We start from the raw sequence: 20,036 nt of genomic DNA, 5'->3' as shown, positions 1-20,036 counted from the left end.
GACGTGTCCCTGAGCGCCTCCCGCAGGCGATGGTAGTTTACACCACCAACCCCATGGCCCCGATAACAAGGGCAAATAGAAGGCGAATTCGGGAACAGATACAAAAAAGATTAGAGATAGTCCGCCAGGACATCCTTCAGCTCGAACTTGAACGGTCCGAGGCTGCCGCCGAAGTTCCCGGCGCTGATGAACTTCACACCCGGCACCTTGGTCGCCGCCCGGATGCCCTCGGCCATCGCGGTCTTGATCGAGTCCTCGTCGACGCCGTCGATGACGATCTCGTAGATGGCCTTCACGCCCTCGGGCACCTTGCTCCCCTCGACCTTCTCCCGGAGCGTCGGGCAGTAGGCCTCGTTGGTGCTGGCACCCATGAACTTGTACTTCTTGCTACCGACCTTCGAGCCGCTCGCGACAATACCGCCGGGGAAGGATGTGATGACGCCGCAGACACCACTGATAGCGTCGATCGCTGCCGAGGCAGCCATAAGAGCAGCCATCTGATTCTCACCCATGATGAAGAAGTTACCGCCTGCAACACCCTTGACGATACCGAACTCCTCCTCACCGATATACTCACCCTCCATGATCGGGATGGCCCAGACCGTCCTGCCGCCGACCTCGCGCTTCTCCTCGAACCCGTCGCCAAAGAAGTGGAGTTTGACCGGGATCTTCTCCGGGACCTCGGCGACGACGTCCGCGAGGCCGTCAAAGACTGCCGTCGTCGGGGCGGTGAGGACACACTCGGCGAGCCGCTCAACGACCTGCTCCTTGAGTTTCTTCTTGCTCGCACAGATCATGATCGCATAGCCCGGGCGCCCGTCGGGGGTCTCGTCAGCGGGGACGAAGCAGTCAATACCTGCCTCCGCCGGACATCCGATGGTGGAGGTGGCAAAGCCGACGGCCTCCACTGCTGCCTTGTATGCCCATTCTTCAGTGACGGCAGTGATAATCGGCCGTGCTACCCAGGTTGGAAACGCCTCTGCATAGGTATCATCGATAGTAACGCCATTCAGTTCCATGGACAGAGTTCACCTCGTTTGCTACAATGTCACGATGCGGACAGAATAAGGTTTCTTTTTTTCCCGGCGGCGCGACAGCCGGCGCCGGAAACCCCGGGAGGCCGAAACCGCGCGGCACCCCCCCACCCACCGATATCCGCTATCCGTGAGGAGGAAGGATGGAGGGGACCGGCGAACAGATCGTGGAACACCCGGATTCCTCTCCGTTGCACATTTCAGATTAGATCTGGGCACATAGCCATACTTGCAAGGAGAGGCCGGACTCAACACGCCTCGAACCACGAGCCCTGCCGGGAGGCCCCGTCCGTGACGTGGCCGGGACCGTGGGCGGGGATCGGCGCAGGCACTTCAGGACGAAGCAGATCCGTTCTGCACGGGGAGTGGAGAACTAACGGATACCGAAACGGTTGCTACTCACACCGCGCACCCGGTGACACGGCCTGAACAGAGATGGTACTGGAATTGTGCCCGGTTTCCATGGAGATCCGGTCTGCACTCACCATTATCGACCTGAATTTGCCACCGATTTTCATCAAATCGTTGAAACTATAATTTAAGGGTTCCGGTTTGTTGTTTTCCCGGCAACTGTGTTTAACGGCGGCATCTTGAGTATTGGATTTGGATAACAATTCCTTTCACTTATAAAAATCGACGAATAATCATGGTTCTGAAATATAAGACTGCCGGATTTCAGAAAGTTTATGTATATTCTTTTACTATTCTTTTTATATCGATTTTTAATCGATCAGATCTGGTGCGTGATACCATGGCATTTGCATTGCACATCAATATGGAAAGATGTACAGGCTGCAATAACTGCGTGGTGGCATGTCCGGTCGACGCTCTCGAGCTCTATACCGAAGATCCGGTAACCAGGGAGAAGATCTACAAGGTAAAGGACGGTAAAGCCGTCATCCTTGACTTCAACTCCGAGCTCTGCGCCGGTTGCGGCGTATGCGTCCAGGCGTGCCCCTATGGAGTCATCAAGCTTGCAGGACCGTGGGAGAGCCGGGCGAAGGCCCGAAAAGTGGAAGCCTAGGAGTGAGACGAAAATATGGCATTGTTTCCAAAGTATTCCAAAACGCGGGAAGGACAGAACGTCATCATGGAGCAGAAGCTCCTGAAGGCGGTCAACAACCTGATCCTGAACGCAGAAACCTGCACAGGCTGCGGTATCTGTGTCGACGCCTGCCCCGAAGAGGCAATCGTGCTCGGACCTGTGGGTGCGACGCGCCGCGGGGCAATCGACTACGCAGAACCTGTCGACGTCAACCCCGAGAAGTGTTCATACTGCGGCGTCTGTGTCATTATGTGCCCCTTCAATGCGATGACACTCAAGGTCGACGGGGAGGAGAGGCTCCCGATCCTTGAGAAGGAAGGGTTCCCCACATACGACATGGTCACCGTGATCGATGAGGAGAAGTGCGACCGGTGCACCATCTGCGAGGAGGTCTGTCCGCGGGACGCCATCGCACGCGATGTCCCCGCGTTTGAGGGTGGCGACGAGGCCGGCAGGCCGCGCGAGACCGCACTGCAGACCAAGACTACGTTCACCGTCGACACCGAGAAGTGCGACGTCTGTGGCATCTGCGGCGAACTCTGTCCGAGCATCACCGTCGTTCGCAAGGCTGCAAACCCCGAGAGCCCTGAGGTCCAGGGGGATGTCCTGTGGGAAGAGAGCACCTGCGACGGCTGCACGATCTGCGTGGAAGCCTGCCCCCAGGATGCAATCACTCTCGAGCGCGAGGTCGTCAGCGACAGACTGCCCGGCAAGGTCGACATCGAGCAGGAAAACTGCTGCACCTGCACCTGGTGTGTCCAGTCCTGCCCTGAAGAGGCAATCACCGTCGAGAAGATCTTCGAGGGCGACATCGAGATCAACCCCGAGAAGTGCCCCGGCGGTTGTTCGACCTGTGTTGAGGTCTGCCCCTGTAACGCGCTCTACCTGCCCACCCCTGTCCCGGCAAAGGAGATGAAGGGAGAGATTGAGCCCAACATCGCCATCAACAAGGACTTCTGTATCTTCTGCGGTGCCTGCGTGAACGCCTGCCCGAGCGAGGACGCGATCGTCCTGCGGCGGACGGCCATCCGGATGCAGGATAAAGAGACGGATCTCTTCAAGCAGATCAAGGAGAAACTGCTCACCACAAGGACGTCAAAGGTACATGAGACCACCCCTGGAGAGGTCGAGATCAAGCGTCTGCGAAAAGCAGAAGAGGCGTGAGGGATAGTCAATGGCAGTAAAGAAAGACTACAAGGACCAGAAACTCGCTGAGAAACTCCGGGACAGGAAGTACTACATTCCTGACAGCAACCCTGAGTTCATCAAGGATGTCGAGAAGATCGGGCAGACGGCCGCCCATATGTGCTACCAGTGCGGCACCTGCACCGGATCGTGCCCCTCGGCACCCCGGAGTTCGTATCGTATCAGGCTGTTCATGCGCAAGGCAGTCCTCGGCCTCGAGGAAGAGGCCCTTACCGATCCGGACCTCTGGCTCTGCACCACCTGCTACAGCTGCACTGACCGGTGCCCCCGTGACCTCGCGCCCACCGACGCGATCATGGCGATGAGGAACCTGGCATTCAAGCGGGACATCATTCCGCGCAACTTCCTCCAGACCGTTCAGCTCATCTACAAGAGCGGCCACGGCGTCCCCAACAACGACGCGAACCGCGCCGCCCGGAAGAGACTCGGCCTCGATGAGGAGCCTGAGACGACACACAAGTACCCCGAATACCTGCCCGGCATCCGGAGGATCCTTGACCACTACAGGCTCAAAGAGAACGCAGACAGAATACTGGCAGAGGGTGAGTGAAACCATGAGCGCGAACAAACATCAGTATGCATTCTTCCTCGGGTGCATTGCCCCGAACCGGTATCCGGGAATCGAGGCAGCGGCCATCCAGACCAGCAAGAACGTCGGCATCGACCTTCTGCCCCTGAAGGGAGCAAGCTGCTGCCCGGCACCGGGTGCGTTCGGGTCGATCGACTTAAACGTCTGGTACGCAATGGCGGCCCGGAACGTCGTGCTCGCCGAGCAGATGGGCATGGATATCGCCCTGGTCTGCAACGGGTGCTACAAGTCCATCTGGGAAGTCAACCACAAACTGAAGCACAACGATGAACTCCGCGACGGGGTCAACGAGGTGCTCAAAGAGATCGATATGGAATTCAAGGGGACCGCCGATGTCTGGCACCTCGCCGAGCTTTACTACGACCCCGAGATCGTGGGCGTCAAGAAGCTCGCCGACAGCGTCACGCGCCCCCTGACCGGTGCGAAGGTCGCCGTCCACTATGGTTGCCACCTGATGAAGCCGAGCAAAGAGCGGCACTTCGGGAACACCGAGAGCCCGATGTGGATGGAAGAACTCGTCGCCGCTCTCGGCGCCGAGCCGGTCCAGTACCGGAACAAGATGCAGTGCTGCGGTGCCGGAGGCGGTGTCCGCGGATTCGATATCACGCACGCGCTCGACATCACGAATGAGAAGCTGATCAATATGGAAGAGGTAGGCGTCGATGCAGTCACCGAGGTCTGTCCGTTCTGTCAGCTCCAGTTCGACCGCGGCCAGATTGAGATCAAGGAGAAGTTTGGTGTCGAACACGGCATCCCCGTCCTGCACTACAACGAACTCCTGGGACTGGCACAGGGCATGAGCCCGGACGAGCTCGCACTCGACCTCCATGCCATCGATGTTCAGCCGTTCCTGAAGAAGATCCTGTGAGGTGCAAATACATGGCAGAAATCAAGAAATACGAAGAGCCAAGAATTGGCGTCTTTCTATGCCACTGTGGTACCAACATTGCGGGTACCATCAACATCGAGGCAGTAAAGGAATACGCCAAAACAATCCCAAACGTCGTCGTCGCTGACAACTACGCGTATATGTGCTCGACTCCCGGGCAGAACAAGATCGCAGACGCCATCAAGGAGCAGAAACTGACCGGAGTCGTCGTAGCGGCCTGTACGCCCCGTCTGCACGAACCCACGTTCCGTAACGCGACCGCGGCGGGCGGCTTGAACCCCTTCCGGTTCGAGATGGCAAACATCCGGGACCAGAACTCGTGGGTGCACATGCACCAGCCCGAAGAGGCTACCGAGAAGGCAAAGGATGCAGTCAGGATCGCCGTAGCAAAGGCCTCTCTGCTTGAGGACCTCGTTCCGAAGAGCGTCCCCGTAGAGAAGACCGCAATGGTCGTCGGCGGCGGTGTCGGCGGCATGCAGGCAGCGCTCGACCTTGCGAACGCCGGGATCAAGACCTACCTCGTCGAGAAGAGCCCGACGATCGGCGGCAGGATGTCCCAGCTCGACAAGACCTTCCCGACGCTGGACTGCTCGCAGTGTATCCTGACCCCGAAGATGGTGGACGTGTACCGGAACGAGAACATCGAGCTCCTCACCTACACCGAGGTCGAGGCGGTCGAGGGATACATCGGCAACTTCGATGTGACCCTCCGGAAGAAGGCACGCGGCGTCCTCACTCCGGAAGAGGCCGAGGCCCGCGGCATCGTCGGCGGCGGCTGTACCGGCTGCGGCGACTGCGCCGAGGTCTGTCCGGTCATCAAGCCGAACCCGTTCGAACTCGGGATGGCGCCGAGAAAGGCGATCTACATCTACCACCCGCAGGTCTCCCCGCTGATCTACACCGTCGACTTCGACTCCTGCGTCAAGTGCGGTCTCTGCGTCGAGTCGTGCGGCGACAAGAAGGCGGTCGACCTCGACGCGAAGGACGAGTTCATGACCGTCAAGATCGGCACCGTCATTCTCGCCCTGGGATACGACATCTTCCCCATCGAGAAGAAGTTCGAGTGGGGCTACAAGAACTACGACAACGTCATCACGTCGCTCGAGTTCGAGCGCCTGATCTGTGCGTCCGGCCCGACCGGCGGTCACCTCATCCGCCCGAGCGACGGCGAGACCCCGAAGAAGATCGCGTTCGTCCTCTGTGCAGGTTCCCGTGACTCGACCGGCGTCGGCAAGCCTTACTGCTCGCGGTTCTGCTGCATGTACTCGCTCAAGCACGCCCACCAGATCATCGAGAAGATCCCCGGGGCAGTGCCCTACATCTTCTACATGGACATTCGGTCCTTCGGCAAGATGTACGAGGAGTTCTACTACCGCATCCAGAACGAGGGTGCAAAGTTCATCCGCGGCAGGGTAGCCAACATCACCGAAGACCCGGTGACCAAGAACCTCCACGTCAATGCAGAGGATACGCTCCTCGGCCGGCCTATCGACATGGAAGTCGACATGGTCGTACTCGCGGCAGCTATCCAGCCCGCCGCCGAGACCGAGAAGACCCGGAGGCTCTTCGGTGTCTCCTGCTCGCAGGACGGCTGGCTCCTTGAGGCACACCCGAAGCTGAACCCGTGCGGCACCACCACTGCCGGTGTCTACCTCGCCGGCGTCTGCCAGGGACCCAAAGATATTCCTGACACAGTCGCCCAGGCAGAGGGTGCGGCATCCGCGGCATCCATCCCGATCCACAGGGGAGAGGTGGAGCTCGAGCCCTACTTCGCCCAGTGCATGGAGGACAAGTGCGCCGGATGTGGAATGTGCGTCCCGCAGTGCCCCTACAGCGCTCTCTCGCTCGTCGAGAAGGACGGCCGCACCGTCATGCAGGTCACTGAGGCCAAGTGCAAGGGTTGCGGTACCTGTGGCGGGTTCTGCCCCGGCGGTGCAATCTGGATGCAGCACTTTGCAACCCCGCAGATCGTTGCACAGATCGATGCGTTCCTCCTCGGAGGTGAACAGTAAATGGCAGACGAGAACTGGAAACCCAAGATCATCGCCATCATCTGCAACTGGTGTTCCTACGCCGGTGCAGACCTTGCCGGTGGCGCCCGCATTCAGTACCCCCCGGACATCCGTGCCATCCGTGTGATGTGTACGGGCCGGATCGACCCGCTCTTCATCCTGAAGGCATTCCAGGATGGAGCGGACGGTGTGCTGGTCTCCGGCTGTCACTTCGGCGACTGCCACTACCTTGAGGGCAACTATAAGGCGGCCAAGAGGATGTTCCTCTTGAAGAGTGTCCTCAAGAACATCGGTCTTGACGATAAGCGTCTCAGGATGACCTTTGTCTCCGCATCAGAGGGTGCAAAGTGGGGGACGGTCATGACAGACGTCGTCAAGACCATCAACGAGCTCGGCCCAAGCCCGCTCAAAGAGTTTGCCAGATAATACCATAGACAGGGGATGAATAACAATGGCAATCAGAGTGAACTTGATCACGGGTCGCACCATCCAGCAGGGGGTGTCAATGGAGGCGGGGAAGGAAAAACCCGCCTACACCACTGCCTGCGGGATCATTGAGCTGGACCCAGCGGACTTTAAAAAGCTGGGAGTTTTCCGCAACACGAACGTACGTGTCACCAGCGACCACGGTAGCGTCGTCGTCAAAGCGGTCGAGGCGACCCAGGGTCCCCACCCCGGTGTGGCATACATACCGATGGGGCCATGGGCGAACATGCTTGTCAACCCGGACACTTACTCAACAGGGATGCCAACATTCAAGGGTACGCCGGTTGAGATAGAAGTCGCCAAGAACGAACCCGTCCTCGGCTCACTGGAACTGGTGCGCAAAGGATGCAGAGGTGAACTCGCATGACACAGACTGTAACCGACGTTATCTGCCCGTTCTGCGGAACGCTCTGCGACGACCTTGAAGTCGTCGTCAGCAAAGACGGGAAGAAACTTCTCGAAGTCTATAACGCCTGCGCCATCGGCGCCGAGAAGTTCCTTCACTCCCAGGCAAAGGACCGTATCACCCGGCCCCGCATGAAGCAGGAAGATGGCTCCTGGAAAGAGATCACCTACGACGAGGCCGTCGAATACACGGCGAAGATGCTTGCCGATGCAAAGAAGCCCCTGATGTATGGCTGGAGTTCCACAAACTGTGAAGCCCAGTCTGTCGGGTCCGAGATCGGCGAGGCCGTCGGAGCGGTCATGGACAACACGGCAACCGTCTGCCATGGCACCTCGCTCATCGCGGTCCAGGATATCGGTATCCCGAGCTGCACGCTCGGCGAGGTCAAGAACCGTGCCGACCGGATCCTCTTCTGGGGGTGCAACCCGGCACATGCCCACCCGCGGCACATGTCCCGCTACTCGATCTTCCCCCGTGGATTCTTCACCGGTAAGGGTCACGCGAGCCGGAAGGTGATCGTCGTCGACCCGCGTGTCACCGACACCGCCCGTGTGGCAGACGTCCACCTGCAGATAGAGCAGGGGCACGACTACGAACTCCTCAACGCGCTCCGTGTGGCGTTCAAGGGTGAGAAACTTCCCGACGTCGTCGCCGGGATCCCAAAAGAAAAGATCTACGAGGTCGCCGAGACGCTCAAGAGCGGCCGTTTCGCGATCATCTTCTTCGGCATGGGCGTGACCCAGTCGATCGGCAAGAACCACAACATCGACGAAGCCATCGCGGTCACCCGTGACTTAAACGAATATACGAAAGCCGCCATCATGCCGATGCGCGGGCACTACAACGTCACCGGCTCCGGCCAGGTCTGGGGCTGGCAGTTCGGGTTCCCCTTCGCGGTGGACCTCTCCCGCGGCTTCGCCCGGTACAACCCCGGCGAGACGACGTCGAACGACCTGCTCCGCAGGGATGAAGTGGACGCCGTCTTCGTGCTTGGCAGCGATCCCGGTGCACACTTCCCGTTCAGCTCGGTGAAGAAGATCTACAACCTCCCATCAGTCGCCATCGACCCGCACGAGACCCCGACCACCGAGGTCTGCAAGGTCCACGTCCCGGTCGCTTTCGTGGGCGTCGAGATCGGCGGGTGCGCCTACCGGATGGACAACGTGCCGATCGAGACCAGAAAGGTCGTTGAGCCCCCTGAGGGCATGATGACCGATGAAGAGTTCTTGAAGCGTGTTCTTACGCGTGTCAAGGAGATCAAGGGGGTGTAACCGATGGCAGAGTATCTTATCAAGAATGGATTCGTCATTGACCCGGTCCTCGGGATCAAGGGCGATAAGGCCGATATCGCCATCAAAGATGGGAAGATCGTCGAGACCACGGCGGTCAAGAGCCCGAAGGTCATCGATGCGACCGGCAAGACAGTTATGGCCGGTGGTGTCGACGTCCACGCCCACGTTGCCGGCCCGAAGGTGAACATCGGCCGGAACTTCCGTCCGGAAGACAAACTATTCGGATACACGCCCGGGCGCGGTATCGAGCGGATGCAGGGCGGGTTCTCCGTCCCGACGACGATCCGGACCGGCTACAACTACGCCCGCATGGGCTATACCACCGTGATGGAAGCGGCCATGCCGCCGCTCTACGCCCGGCACACCCACGAGGAGATGCGAGACACGCCGATCCTCGACCAGGGTGCCTACCCGGTCTTCGGGAACAACTGGTTCGTTCTTGAGTACCTCAAGAACCACGAGATCGAGAACACCGCCGCCTACATCGCCTGGCTGCTTCGCGCGACAAAGGGCTACGCGGTCAAGGTCGTCAACCCCGGCGGCACCGAAGCCTGGGCATGGGGCCTGAATTGTGAGAACGTTCACGACCCGGTCCCCTACTTCGATATCACCCCGGCACAGATCATCAAGGGCCTCATCGAGGCAAACGAGTATCTCGGGCTCCCGCACTCCATGCACATGCACGCGAACAACCTCGGGAACCCCGGCAACTACACGACGACGCTGGACTCGTTCAAACTCTCAGAGGGTATCAAGCCGAACAGCAAGTTCGGCCGCGACCAGGTGATGCACCACACCCACGTCCAGTTCCACTCCTATGGTGGCGACTCCTGGGCGAACGTGGAGTCCAAAGCAAAGGACATCATGGGTTACGTGAACTCTCATGACAACATCACCATCGACATGGGTCAGGTGACGCTTGATGAGACCACGACGATGACCGCCGACGGGCCGTTCGAGCACCACCTCACCGAGTTGAACCACTTAAAGTGGGCAAACGCCGACGTGGAACTCGAGACCGGATCCGGGGTCGTGCCGTACATCTACAGCCCAAGCATCAAGGTCTGCGCCATTCAGTGGGCCATCGGCCTTGAACTCGCGCTGCTCGCGAAAGATCCCATGCGGGTCTTCATGACCACCGACCACCCGAACGCCGGGCCGTTCATCCGCTACCCGCGGATCATGAAGTGGCTCATGAGCACTGAAGCGCGTGAGCAGCAGTTCGATGCTTTCAAGCACAAGGACAAGGTCATCGATGCGACCAACCTCGCCGGTATCGACCGTGAACTCGACCTCTACGAGATCGCGCAGATGACCCGCGCCGGCCCGGCAAAATCGCTCGGCCTCGCGCACATGTATGGCGGGCTTGCACCCGGCCTCGAAGGGGACGTTGCCATCTTTGACTTCAACCCGAACGAGCCCTACGCACCCGACGCGATCGAGACTGCGTTCAGCAACGCGAACTGCCTCTTCAAAGCAGGGGTCCCGGTCATCAGCGACCATGAGATCGTCTCGAACGGCAACAAGCGGACGCTCTGGGTGAACGCCAAAGTCAACGAGAACCCGCAGGTGATGCGTGACGTTAAGGAGAAGTTCCTCCGCTACTACACCGTCACCCTGAACAACTACGAGGTTACCGGTCACCACTATGTACCCAACCCGTACGTGATCGAGGTTGATGCCACGCAGTGAGGGGAGAAGGATGGAAACCGTTACACTCACTATAAAGAACCAGCCCGGGCTATACCTCGAGGCTAACACCATCACACCCGATGCGTTCACCGGGAAGAAGGCGGAAGAGATCGCCGGCCTCCCCGTTTACGTAGGGCGAGAGGAGCACCGGCTTGGAGATTTCTTCGAGATCTCCGGCAAGGCCGGAGCAACCCCGGCTGAGACGAAGATCGTCGTCAACGGTGACCTCTCCCGGGTCAAATACATCGGCATGAAGATGACCGCCGGCGAAGTTGTCGTGAACGGCAACACCGACATGTACGTCGGTGCATGGATGCAGGGCGGCAAGATTACCGTGAACGGGAATGTCGACGCTTTTGCCGGAACTGGCATGAAAGGCGGCGAGATCGAGATCAAGGGCAACGCTGGGAACTACCTCGGCGCTGCATACCGCGGAGATTGGCGCGGGATGCAGGGCGGGAAGATCACGGTCGCGGGCAATGCCGGGAGCGATCTTGGCACGTTCATGAACGGCGGCGAGATCATCGTCGGCGGCGATGTCGATGTTCACGTTGCCACCCATGCCGAGGGCGGGAAGATCATCATCAAGGGCAATGCAAAGAGACGCCTTGGCGGCCAGATGGTCGAGGGCGAGATCTATGTCTTTGGAGACATCGATCTCATGATGCCCGGGTTTACCTACCGCGAGGATGTCGATATCGAGGTGAACGGCACCAAAGGACGGTTTGCTCTCTATGAGGGTGACCTGGGTGAGCGCCACCGAAAGAGAAAAGGCCAGACGATCTACGGCAAATTATACCAGCGGATCAAGGCCTGAAATTTCCCTATTTTTTTACCGCGCAGACGATGCGGCGGAGGCCTACAATGTTAGAGCGTGACCGCCAGGGTAAAGAGTAACACAGAGTATTACTGTTGCTTATAATTCATATCACCTGCCGGAGGGATATAATAATTTGCTTTTCTGTGCAATTGACTGTAATCTAGCAGATATTTGGTATTGCACTCCGGATATATACCTGATCATAGGTATAAATAGCAATGCTTATATCATCAGAGAAGGTTACTATCTCTTGTCCCACGAGGACGTGCAGTAGTTACCATCAGACACAATCAGCGATACTTTTAGCGTTCACCACACAGTTACGGACTGTATGCACTTAAAGAGGGTAATGGAGAAAGATTATGGCGAAATACAAGGAAACTATTGACCTGTACGATGATGCAGGCAAGCAGTTGAAGAGTGGTGTGCCGCTTGAAAAGATCAGCCCGCTGGTCAACCCGGCAACCAGGAAGCTCATCGACCTGACCAAGAGGACGGTTGCAGTCAACCTGAACGGCATCCAGGAGTCCCTGAAGACCGGCAAGGTCGCAAAGGGGAGCGTCCTTGGCCGCGAGATGAACCTCGACATCATTGGCAACAAGGATGCCGTCATCTCCAAGATCAAGGAGATGGTCCAGGTCGAGGAGGGTGACAACACCAAGATCCGCGAGTTCGGCGGCGGTAAACTCATCCTCGTCGAGGTGCCCAGCGTCCGCCTGGAGGCCGCATCCACCTACGATGCCGCGATCACCTCGGTCGCAGCCGCAACCACCTACTCGCTCGTCGAGCAGTTCAACATCGGAGCGTTCGACGCAGCGATGGTCAAGACGGCAGTCTGGGGTTCTTACCCGCACACGATGGATCTTTCCGGCGCTAACGTCACGTCGATCCTGTCGATCCCCCAGAACAACGAAGGTCTCGGCTACGCGCTCCGGAACATCCCGGTCAACCACAGTGTCATGATGACCAACCGGAACGCTATGCAGGGCGCCGCACTCTCGTCCACCTTCGAGCAGGCAGGAATGTTTGAGATGGGTAACGCCATCGGACCGTTCGAGCGCGCCCAGCTGCTCGCGTACGCCTACCAGGGCCTGAACGCGAACAACATGGTCTACGACCTCGTCAAGGCGAACGGTGCGACCGGAACCATCGGCACGGTCGTCCAGAGCCTGGTCGAGCGCGCCATCGAGGACAAGGTCATCACCCCGGGCAAGAAGGGCGGGTACTTCCAGTTCTACGACACCAAGGACCCCATGCTCTGGAACGCCTACGCCTCTGCAGGAACCATGGCAGCCACCATGGTCAACTGCGGTGCCGGACGGTTCGCCCAGGCAGTCTCCTCGACGCTCCTGTACTTCAACGACCTGCTTGAGCACGAGACCGGCCTCCCCGGCTGCGACTACGGCCGTGTCATGGGTACTGCCGTCGGGTTCTCGTTCTTCAGCCACTCGATCTACGGCGGTGGCGGCCCCGGTATCTTCAGCGGCAACCACGTCGTGACCAGGCACGCCGCAGGCGTGGCTATCCCGTGTGTGGTCGCTGCAGCGGCGCTCGACGCCGGAACCCAGATGTTCTCGCCCGAGAGCACCTCGAAGATCTATGCCGACACCTACGGCAAGGTCGACGTCTTCAACAAGCCGATCCAGCAGATCGCACAGGGTGTGTAAATAACATAAGGATGCTAATGACTGACGCCATATACCCTCAGGTTCGAATCGTTTCTGCGCGATTCCTCAGACCCGATACGGTAGAAGAACTCCTGAACAGACTTGTTCAGGTCGGCGGGATTCGCCGGATGTCCATCAATGGACCAAACCTCCCCGCCACCGTTCCGTACGGCCCGGCACGGGGGAAACCCAACCCCCATCCGGACCGTAAGGTTATCCGTGTCGGAGACCAGGACGTCCAGCTCCAGGTGCAGGTCGGAACAATCATCCTGGAACTCGAGGACGAGTCGTACATTCCGGTTATCGGGGAAGCAGTTGACGAAGTCTTTGCCGATAAGGACTTCTCCTGTATCGTCCAGAAGGGACGATACATGAAGACCCAGCCGACAACGTCCGACTACGCGAAGTACGGACCTGACGCCGACAGAGATATTCTCGGACTTGTCGATCCAAGAAAGAAAGACGGTCCCATTATCATTCAGGGAACCAAGTAAGATGCCTATCGGAAGAGTAACCCAGGTCGTCGACTGCCGCGAGAGCATGGGGATGGGAAAAGGAGGCGGTCTTGCCCAGCGCGGGACTATCTCTGAAGCCAGGTCCCCGGATGTGATCGTGATTGGAATGTCCCCCGGCCGCAGACACGTCACAAAACCGGTCTGCGACATCACCTCCGGCCTCCGGAGGGAAGGGACGGAGTTCTCCGTGACCACGCTTGTCCTGAACGCAGGGAGCGGAGTCCCGGCAGATTCACCTATCAAGGGTCATGTCCTCGGAGCCTACTTCGGGCTAACGGAGAAGGAGATTGCTCAGATCGAGCAGCACAAGGTCGCCATCCTGCACCACGGGAATGTCCGCTCTCATGTGGTGCAGAAGATCCGGTTTATCCTTGAGCACGTGAAGATCAGGGCGATCGTCGTTTCTCAGGTCCCGATAGACTTTGAAGATCTCGCAAAGGAGGGAGTCAGGACAGCGGTTGTTATGCCGCCGCCCGACCGGGTTAAGACGAAAGGCATGGTGATGGATATCGTCAGCGGTGTGACACGGGGTCAGACCCCTGGCAGGGAAAAATTGGCAGAAGTCGTTCGTGCCGTTATGAAAGTGCTAAAAAGCCCAACATGAAGGTGAATTGAGACATGGCATACAAGCCCCAATACGGACCGGGTACATCCAAGGTCGCCGAGAACCGGCGCAAGCAGATGAACCCCAACCAGAAGCTTGAAAAGATGCGCGATGTGACAGACGAGGATATCGTGCTGATCCTCGGCCACAGGGCGCCGGGAGCCGCCTATCCGACGGCCCACCCGCCGCTCGCCGAGCAGCAGGAGCCCGACTGTCCCATCAGGAAGATTGTAACCCCGACCGACGGTGCCAAGGCCGGCGATCGTGTCCGCTACATCCAGTTCACGGACTCGATGCTCTTTGCGCCCTGCCACCCCTACCAGCGGACATACACCGAGTGCTACCGCTTCCGTGGCATCGACCCCGGCACGCTCTCCGGTCGTCAGATCGTCGAGTGCCGCGAGCGTGACCTCGAGAAGTACTCAAAGGAACTCATCAACAACAACCTCCTCGATGCGGCCCGTACCGGCATCCGCGGTGCGACCGTGCACGGCCACTCGCTTCGTCTTGCCGAGAACGGCATGATGTTCGATATGCTTCAGAGGAGCGTCCTCGGTGAGGATGGCGTCGTCCGCTACGTCAAGAACCAGATCGGCGAGCCGCTCGACCGTGCGGTTGCCATCGGCAAGCCGCTCGATGAGAAGTGGCTCAAGGCCAACACGACGATCTTCCACTCGCTTGGCGATGTCAAGTACCGTGACGACAAGGAGTATATCGAGTACGTCCAGCGTATCCACACGCTGAGAACGAAATACGGGTTCCTTCCGAAGGAGGCATGAAGATGGCAAAGATTGAGAGAACCCAGAAGCTGTTCCTGAAGTCCCTCAAGGAGAAGTTCCAGGGACAGGATGTCGAGGCCGAGAACACCGAGTTCTACAAGTTCAACGGCTACCACCAGTCCCCCCGCAAGGAGGAGTTCGTAAAGGCCAGCCGTGCCATCGAGATGGAGCGCAACATATCCATGTATGACCCCGTGCGCTGCCACCTTGGCGGTATCCCGCTCGGCCAGCGCCAGCTGATGACCTACGAGGTCAGCGGCACCGGAGTCTTTGTGGAGGGCGACGACCTGCACTTCGTCAACAACGCTGCGATGCAGCAGATGTGGGACGACATCCGGCGGACTGTCATCGTCAACATGGACCTCGCTCACCAGACCCTGCAGAAGCGTCTGGGCAAGGAAGTCACCCCCGAGACGATCAACGAGTACCTGCACGTGCTGAACCACGCCATGCCCGGCGCGGCCGTCGTCCAGGAACACATGGTCGAGACTCACCCCGGCCTCGTCGACGACTGTTACGTCAAGGTCTTCACCGGCGACCAGGAACTTGCCGACGATATCGAACCCCAGTTCGTCATCGACGTCGAGAAGGCCTTCCCCGCCAAGCAGGCCGAGGCTCTCTCCGCCGCCGTCGGAAAGTCCCTCTGGCAGGCAATCCACATCCCGACCTCAGTCGTCCGGACCTGCGACGGTGGAACGACCTCCCGGTGGTCTGCGATGCAGATCGGTATGTCCTTCATCGGCGCCTACCGCATGTGCGCCGGCGAAGCAGCCGTCGCCGACCTCTCCTACGCCGCGAAGCACGCGGGTGTCATCCAGATGGCGTCCCACCTGCCCGCCCGGCGTGCCCGTGGCCCGAACGAGCCCGGTGGCCTTGCATTCGGTCTCTTCTCGGATATCGTTCAGGCGAACCGGAAGTACCCCAACGACCCCGCCCGGGCCTCCCTCGAGGTTGTCGGCGCCGGAACCATGCTCTACGACCAGATCTGGCTCGGCTCCTACATGTCCGGCGGTGTCGGATTCACCCAGTACGCGACCGCGGCCTACACCGACAACATCCTCGATGAGTTCACCTACTACGGTATGGACTACATCAAGGACAAGTACAAGGTCGACTGGAAGAACCCGAGCCCGAACGACAAGGTCAAGCCGACCTACGACATCGTCAACGACATCGCGACCGAGGTCGCCCTCAACGGCATGGAGCAGTACGAGCAGTTCCCGACCATGATGGAGGACCACTTCGGCGGGTCCCAGCGTGCCGGTGTGCTTGCCGCCGCCTGCGGTCTGTCGACCTCCATCGCGACCGGAAACTCCAACGCCGGCCTGAACGCCTGGTACCTCTGCATGCTCCTGCACAAGGACGGATGGTCGCGTCTCGGCTTCTTCGGCTACGACCTCCAGGACCAGTGCGGTTCCGCGAACTCCCTCTCCATCCGTGGAGACGAGGGCGCGATCGGCGAGGTCCGTGGTCCGAACTACCCGAACTACGCGATGAACGTCGGTCACCAGGGCGAGTACGCCGCGATCACCGGTGGTGCCCACTACGGCCGTGGCGACGCGTGGTGCTTCGACCCGCGGGTGAAGATCTGCTTCGCCGACCCGGCGCTGAAGTTCGACTTCGCCGAACCCCGCCGCGAGTTCGCGAAGGGTGCAATCCGCGAGTTCATGCCCGCCGGCGAGCGCTCCCTCATCATCCCGGCGCGGTAATCCTAACTCAACTTTTTTTTCCCTAGTGTAACCACATATGTCTAATACGGGTATTCCAGACGAATTTTTACATTTCATTGCGATATCGGCGCAACTTTTCGAAACCTTTAATTAAGTCATAAACAACTGTTAAATGAACCAAAAAGGTTTTGAACTTATACTCTGGCGCAATGCGCATCAGAGGAGGGTGCTGAATGGAAGAGATCGTATTTGGCATCGGCATTACAGCATTGGCAGGTGCTCTTGCAACCGTCGCCGGCGCTGCGGAAGACGTTGAATCTGACATCGGATCACAGGGTGACCCGAACTCACAGGTTCAGCTTGCTCCGCAAATGGGATATATTCACCGCATCTTTAACAAGGCGATTGCCGGTGAACCCCCAGCGTACGGCTTATGGGTTACTCTGGGTGCAGGCCTTGCCTGGGCATTCATGGCGATGCAGATAAACCCGATACTTGCAATTGTGCTCGGGAGCGCTCTCGCGGTCTTCGTGCAGGGCGTCTATGCAACGACCGCATATCTCGGCCGTACTGCAAGTCTCGCTAAGTTTGGACAGCCGGTCTATATCGACATCTTGAAGTCGATGACGACCGTGACCATGGCGCACGCGTTCGTAGCTATCTTTGCCACCGTCGCGATGTGTCACCTGATGATCAGCGCGCTCGGCCACCCCTTCCCACTCCCGCTGCTGGGCCTCGTGTGGGGTATCGCGCTCGGTGCAGCCGGGTCTGCGACCGGTAACCCGTTCTACGGAAAGGAGCGGCAGTACCAGGAGCAGAAATTCGGAGCTGGTGTTCCGATCTCCGCGTCCGGTAACATCGTCCGCTACGCCGAAGCCGGCCAGCGGAACTCGCTCGACAACGGTTTCTTCAGCGCCAAACTCGGCGGTCCCGCATCGGGGATCTGCTTTGGCCTGATCGTCTTCTTCGAACTCTGGCGTACCGTTGTCTTCGAGCCGCTCGCCGCCGGATGGGGAGCGGTCATCATCGGTATCGTTATCATCCTGATCTTTGCCATCATTGACCGTTACATCGAGGTCTGGGCAAGGAAGACTTTCGGACCCTACACGGCCCCTGAGGAGGCATCATCATGAGCGCACTCGGTGGACCTAAACAGACTGGAGGTGTCCAGTCCCCGACGGGAATGGGCATCGCTATCAGCATTGTACTTATCATCATCGCACTTGTGCTTGCCTTCTTCTTCGCACAGATGGCTGGACTGATCGCGCTCGTCGGTATCATCATCGGCGGTGTCCTGGTCGGGTTCGGCGTCCACTTCGTCCCGGTCGGCGGTGCCCCCGCTGCAATGGGACAGGCACCAGGTATTGCGACCGGTGTCGCGATGCTTGCCGCCGGTGCCGGCCTTGCCGGACTCTTCGGTGGCGCATGGGCCGCCCCATTCGGACTTCCCATCGCCCTCGCTGGCGGTGCGATCGGCGGCGGGCTGCTGATGGCGGTCACCTGTACGATGGTCAACGTCATTTACGTCTTCGGCATGGGTATCCCGGCAGCTTCCGGTAAGGTCGCAAAGGACCCGATCACCGGCGACACCTTCCCCGAGTATAAGAGCCAGGGTACCGAGGGGCACGGCCTCCCGTTCATCTCCTGGGTTGGCGGCGTCATCGGCGGCGCACTCGGTGGTCTCGGCGGAACGCTCATCTACCTCGAGCTCCTCGATATCTACCAGGCGCAACTCCCGGTCATCCTGAACGCAACGGTCGAGCAGATCGCGCCCGTCGCCATCTCGCTTGCCGGTATCTTCGCGGTCGGTATGTTCCTGATGAACGCCGTCCTCGCTGCGTACAACATCACCGGTACGATCGAAGGGCCGCACGACCCCAAGTTCAAGCGGTTCCCGAGAGCGGTCATTGCCGCCGCCGTGGCATCCGCTGTTGCAGGCTTCTTCTCGATCGCACTGCTCGAACTGGTGGGGGTATTCTAAATGTCAGTGAAAGTTGAAGCAGGAGCAGGGGGCGGCATCCCGCACAACCAGATCCTGATCTACGGCCTCGTGGGATCGCTCGTCCTCGTCTACCTGACATACCTGAACACGATCACCAACACCGAGTACTTCTCGTTCTTCGGCGGGCTTGCTGCCGTGGTCGCACTCCTCTGGGGTACCGACACAATCAAGCACCTCTGCAGTTACGGTCTCGGTACCGGCGTCCCGTCGGCGGGTATGATCGCGCTCGGGTCCGGTGTTATCGGCGCGCTCTTCGGGGCGACGACCGGCATCGCTGCGCCCATCGTGACGCTCATCGTCGCTGCGATCATCGGTGCAGTCGCCGGGGTATTGGCGAACCACGTGGTCCGGATGGATATCCCGGTCATGATCGTATCCCTGACGGAACTTGCGATCGTCGGCGCGATGACCATCCTCGGTCTCTCGGCGATGGCCTGCGGAACGTTCGAGTTCCTCGGCATGATCACCGGCGAGATCGCGATCCTCGGATTCGCTGTCACAACCTATGAGTTCTCCCTCGTCGGCGGCAGCATCATCGCCGTTATCTTCATGCTCGGCGCCATCGCCATCCAGCACTCCTTCAACGCCTGTCTCGGGCCGGGGGAGAAGCAGGACCGGACGCTGACGCTCGCCGCAGAGTGCGGGTTCCTCTCCATGATCCCCATTGCGATCATATCGTTTGCGTTCATCGCGTTCATACCGGCCCTCATCTCTCTGCTGGTCTCACTCATCGGGTGGATCTACACCTACGTGCAGTACATCGCGCTCTCGAAGCGTGACGCCTACGCGTGGCTTGATGCGCAGCCGATCCTGGAGCCCAAGGGAGGTGCCTAGATGGCATACATCCAGGTACTGCCCGAGTACGGGCTGGTTGTCGACCCGCTGGTCGGCGTCGTCACCACCGCCGGTGTTTCGTACACCCCCGTGCTCGAACAGGTAGCAGAACTCGAGAAGATCACCGACGACCTGGTCGGTATGCTCTCCGGGGAGGGCAACTTCCTGGCATCATTCCCGAACAGGGAGGGAGTTCTCAACATCGCCGGAGGCGTGACCGCATTCTGGTATGGCATGGCAATCGGCCTTCTGGTTGCTGGTGTCGTCGTATTAGGACTGCTGTGAGGTGAAGGACATGGTTGAAAAGAAATCACCGGCCAGCGGATGGCCGATCGTTCAGGGCGACTTCCACACGGGAGATGCACAGAGTTGCGTCGCTGTCGTCACCATGGGATCCCACCTCGACGAGCAGGGCATCTGCGATGCCGGAGCGGCAATCGCCGGGTCCTGTAAGACCGAGAACCTCGGCATCGAGAAGATCATCGCGAACGTCA

At 59.3% G+C, this 20,036-nt stretch carries 20 protein-coding genes and 1 pseudogene; 20 read left to right on the top strand and 1 reads right to left on the bottom strand.

Features of this window, described 5'->3' with window-relative positions; all coding sequences use genetic code 11:
- Positions 1–110: 110 nt before the first annotated feature.
- Complete coding sequence (gene fhcD / locus V6K60_RS02905; RefSeq protein ID WP_332449013.1) at positions 111–1,019, bottom strand: formylmethanofuran--tetrahydromethanopterin N-formyltransferase; 909 nt, start codon at positions 1,017–1,019, stop codon at positions 111–113.
- Positions 1,020–1,785: 766 nt separating this feature from the next.
- Between fhcD and V6K60_RS02900 the strand changes: the two genes are divergently transcribed.
- The 20 genes and pseudogenes from V6K60_RS02900 to V6K60_RS02805 all read left to right on the top strand — a co-directional run.
- Positions 1,786–2,058, top strand: a complete 273-nt coding sequence (locus V6K60_RS02900) for an indolepyruvate ferredoxin oxidoreductase subunit alpha (protein WP_332449012.1) — start codon at positions 1,786–1,788, stop codon at positions 2,056–2,058.
- A 15-nt stretch (positions 2,059–2,073) separates the two neighbouring features.
- The gene (locus V6K60_RS02895; protein WP_332449011.1) at positions 2,074–3,243 is read left to right on the top strand and encodes a 4Fe-4S binding protein; all 1,170 of its coding nucleotides are present in this window, start codon (positions 2,074–2,076) and stop codon (positions 3,241–3,243) included.
- A gap of 10 nt (positions 3,244–3,253) precedes the next feature.
- Positions 3,254–3,835 (top strand): CoB--CoM heterodisulfide reductase subunit C, encoded by a 582-nt coding sequence (gene hdrC, locus V6K60_RS02890; protein WP_332449010.1) that lies wholly within the window; start codon positions 3,254–3,256, stop codon positions 3,833–3,835.
- Positions 3,836–3,839: 4 nt separating this feature from the next.
- Positions 3,840–4,742: a CoB--CoM heterodisulfide reductase subunit B gene (gene hdrB, locus V6K60_RS02885; RefSeq protein WP_332449009.1), complete on the top strand. Its 903-nt coding sequence runs from the start codon at positions 3,840–3,842 to the stop codon at positions 4,740–4,742.
- An 11-nt stretch (positions 4,743–4,753) separates the two neighbouring features.
- The gene (locus V6K60_RS02880; RefSeq protein ID WP_332449008.1) at positions 4,754–6,775 is read left to right on the top strand and encodes a CoB--CoM heterodisulfide reductase iron-sulfur subunit A family protein; all 2,022 of its coding nucleotides are present in this window, start codon (positions 4,754–4,756) and stop codon (positions 6,773–6,775) included.
- Positions 6,776–7,201 (top strand): hydrogenase iron-sulfur subunit, encoded by a 426-nt coding sequence (locus V6K60_RS02875; RefSeq protein ID WP_067074763.1) that lies wholly within the window; start codon positions 6,776–6,778, stop codon positions 7,199–7,201. It begins immediately after the preceding gene.
- Positions 7,202–7,226: 25 nt separating this feature from the next.
- The gene (locus tag V6K60_RS02870; RefSeq protein WP_332449007.1) at positions 7,227–7,628 is read left to right on the top strand and encodes a molybdopterin dinucleotide binding domain-containing protein; all 402 of its coding nucleotides are present in this window, start codon (positions 7,227–7,229) and stop codon (positions 7,626–7,628) included.
- A complete protein-coding gene (locus V6K60_RS02865; RefSeq protein ID WP_332449006.1) occupies positions 7,625–8,938 on the top strand; it encodes a formylmethanofuran dehydrogenase subunit B in 1,314 nt (437 codons plus the stop codon). The genes V6K60_RS02870 and V6K60_RS02865 overlap by 4 nt, the downstream gene beginning before the upstream one ends.
- A 3-nt stretch (positions 8,939–8,941) precedes the next feature.
- Positions 8,942–10,651 carry a formylmethanofuran dehydrogenase subunit A gene (locus V6K60_RS02860; protein WP_332449005.1) on the top strand — a complete coding sequence of 570 codons (1,710 nt, stop codon included), beginning with the start codon at positions 8,942–8,944 and terminating at the stop codon, positions 10,649–10,651.
- 10 nt (positions 10,652–10,661) lie between these two features.
- Complete coding sequence (locus V6K60_RS02855) at positions 10,662–11,468, top strand: formylmethanofuran dehydrogenase subunit C (protein WP_332449004.1); 807 nt, start codon at positions 10,662–10,664, stop codon at positions 11,466–11,468.
- 365 nt (positions 11,469–11,833) lie between these two features.
- Positions 11,834–13,138, top strand: coding sequence for a coenzyme-B sulfoethylthiotransferase subunit beta (mcrB, locus tag V6K60_RS02850; RefSeq protein ID WP_332449003.1), 1,305 nt, complete (start codon positions 11,834–11,836; stop codon positions 13,136–13,138).
- Positions 13,139–13,155: 17 nt separating this feature from the next.
- On the top strand, positions 13,156–13,632 hold the full coding sequence (gene mcrD / locus V6K60_RS02845) for a methyl-coenzyme M reductase operon protein D (RefSeq protein WP_292384358.1): 477 nt from the start codon (positions 13,156–13,158) through the stop codon (positions 13,630–13,632).
- A gap of 1 nt (position 13,633) precedes the next feature.
- Positions 13,634–14,257, top strand: a complete 624-nt coding sequence (gene mcrC, locus V6K60_RS02840) for a methyl-coenzyme M reductase I operon protein C (RefSeq protein ID WP_292558829.1) — start codon at positions 13,634–13,636, stop codon at positions 14,255–14,257.
- 14 nt (positions 14,258–14,271) lie between these two features.
- On the top strand, positions 14,272–15,036 hold the full coding sequence (gene mcrG, locus V6K60_RS02835; protein ID WP_332449002.1) for a coenzyme-B sulfoethylthiotransferase subunit gamma: 765 nt from the start codon (positions 14,272–14,274) through the stop codon (positions 15,034–15,036).
- Positions 15,037–15,038: 2 nt separating this feature from the next.
- Positions 15,039–16,745, top strand: a complete 1,707-nt coding sequence (gene mcrA / locus V6K60_RS02830) for a coenzyme-B sulfoethylthiotransferase subunit alpha (RefSeq protein ID WP_332449001.1) — start codon at positions 15,039–15,041, stop codon at positions 16,743–16,745.
- A 194-nt stretch (positions 16,746–16,939) separates the two neighbouring features.
- Positions 16,940–17,839: a tetrahydromethanopterin S-methyltransferase subunit E gene (mtrE, locus tag V6K60_RS02825; protein ID WP_332449000.1), complete on the top strand. Its 900-nt coding sequence runs from the start codon at positions 16,940–16,942 to the stop codon at positions 17,837–17,839.
- Complete coding sequence (gene mtrD / locus V6K60_RS02820) at positions 17,836–18,687, top strand: tetrahydromethanopterin S-methyltransferase subunit D (protein WP_332448999.1); 852 nt, start codon at positions 17,836–17,838, stop codon at positions 18,685–18,687. The genes mtrE and mtrD overlap by 4 nt, the downstream gene beginning before the upstream one ends.
- Complete coding sequence (gene mtrC, locus V6K60_RS02815) at positions 18,688–19,542, top strand: tetrahydromethanopterin S-methyltransferase subunit MtrC (protein WP_332448998.1); 855 nt, start codon at positions 18,688–18,690, stop codon at positions 19,540–19,542. It abuts the gene before it with no gap.
- On the top strand, positions 19,543–19,827 hold the full coding sequence (gene mtrB / locus V6K60_RS02810) for a tetrahydromethanopterin S-methyltransferase subunit MtrB (protein WP_332448997.1): 285 nt from the start codon (positions 19,543–19,545) through the stop codon (positions 19,825–19,827).
- A gap of 10 nt (positions 19,828–19,837) precedes the next feature.
- Positions 19,838–20,036 (top strand): annotated as a pseudogene (locus tag V6K60_RS02805) (tetrahydromethanopterin S-methyltransferase subunit A); the annotation flags it as partial.

It is taken from the genome of Methanoculleus sp., from assembly GCF_036677455.1.
In the GTDB taxonomy this organism is placed as follows: domain Archaea; phylum Halobacteriota; class Methanomicrobia; order Methanomicrobiales; family Methanoculleaceae; genus Methanoculleus.
This window is presented reverse-complemented; position numbering and strand designations above follow the sequence as displayed.

Excerpts from the sequence above, each read along its gene's own strand:
- fhcD (WP_332449013.1), bottom strand. The coding sequence starts at position 1,019 with ATGGAACTGAATGGCGTTACTATCGATGATACCTATGCAGAGGCGTTT.
- hdrB (WP_332449009.1), top strand. The coding sequence starts at position 3,840 with ATGAGCGCGAACAAACATCAGTATGCATTCTTCCTCGGGTGCATTGCC.
- mtrE (WP_332449000.1), top strand. The coding sequence starts at position 16,940 with ATGGAAGAGATCGTATTTGGCATCGGCATTACAGCATTGGCAGGTGCT.
- mcrG (WP_332449002.1), top strand. The coding sequence starts at position 14,272 with ATGGCATACAAGCCCCAATACGGACCGGGTACATCCAAGGTCGCCGAG.
- V6K60_RS02860 (WP_332449005.1), top strand. The coding sequence starts at position 8,942 with ATGGCAGAGTATCTTATCAAGAATGGATTCGTCATTGACCCGGTCCTC.
- V6K60_RS02880 (WP_332449008.1), top strand. The coding sequence starts at position 4,754 with ATGGCAGAAATCAAGAAATACGAAGAGCCAAGAATTGGCGTCTTTCTA.
- mcrB (WP_332449003.1), top strand. The coding sequence starts at position 11,834 with ATGGCGAAATACAAGGAAACTATTGACCTGTACGATGATGCAGGCAAG.
- V6K60_RS02900 (WP_332449012.1), top strand. The coding sequence starts at position 1,786 with ATGGCATTTGCATTGCACATCAATATGGAAAGATGTACAGGCTGCAAT.
- V6K60_RS02895 (WP_332449011.1), top strand. The coding sequence starts at position 2,074 with ATGGCATTGTTTCCAAAGTATTCCAAAACGCGGGAAGGACAGAACGTC.
- mcrC (WP_292558829.1), top strand. The coding sequence starts at position 13,634 with ATGCCTATCGGAAGAGTAACCCAGGTCGTCGACTGCCGCGAGAGCATG.
- V6K60_RS02855 (WP_332449004.1), top strand. The coding sequence starts at position 10,662 with ATGGAAACCGTTACACTCACTATAAAGAACCAGCCCGGGCTATACCTC.
- mcrA (WP_332449001.1), top strand. The coding sequence starts at position 15,039 with ATGGCAAAGATTGAGAGAACCCAGAAGCTGTTCCTGAAGTCCCTCAAG.
- mcrD (WP_292384358.1), top strand. The coding sequence starts at position 13,156 with ATGACTGACGCCATATACCCTCAGGTTCGAATCGTTTCTGCGCGATTC.
- mtrD (WP_332448999.1), top strand. The coding sequence starts at position 17,836 with ATGAGCGCACTCGGTGGACCTAAACAGACTGGAGGTGTCCAGTCCCCG.
- mtrC (WP_332448998.1), top strand. The coding sequence starts at position 18,688 with ATGTCAGTGAAAGTTGAAGCAGGAGCAGGGGGCGGCATCCCGCACAAC.
- V6K60_RS02870 (WP_332449007.1), top strand. The coding sequence starts at position 7,227 with ATGGCAATCAGAGTGAACTTGATCACGGGTCGCACCATCCAGCAGGGG.
- V6K60_RS02865 (WP_332449006.1), top strand. The coding sequence starts at position 7,625 with ATGACACAGACTGTAACCGACGTTATCTGCCCGTTCTGCGGAACGCTC.
- mtrB (WP_332448997.1), top strand. The coding sequence starts at position 19,543 with ATGGCATACATCCAGGTACTGCCCGAGTACGGGCTGGTTGTCGACCCG.
- hdrC (WP_332449010.1), top strand. The coding sequence starts at position 3,254 with ATGGCAGTAAAGAAAGACTACAAGGACCAGAAACTCGCTGAGAAACTC.
- V6K60_RS02875 (WP_067074763.1), top strand. The coding sequence starts at position 6,776 with ATGGCAGACGAGAACTGGAAACCCAAGATCATCGCCATCATCTGCAAC.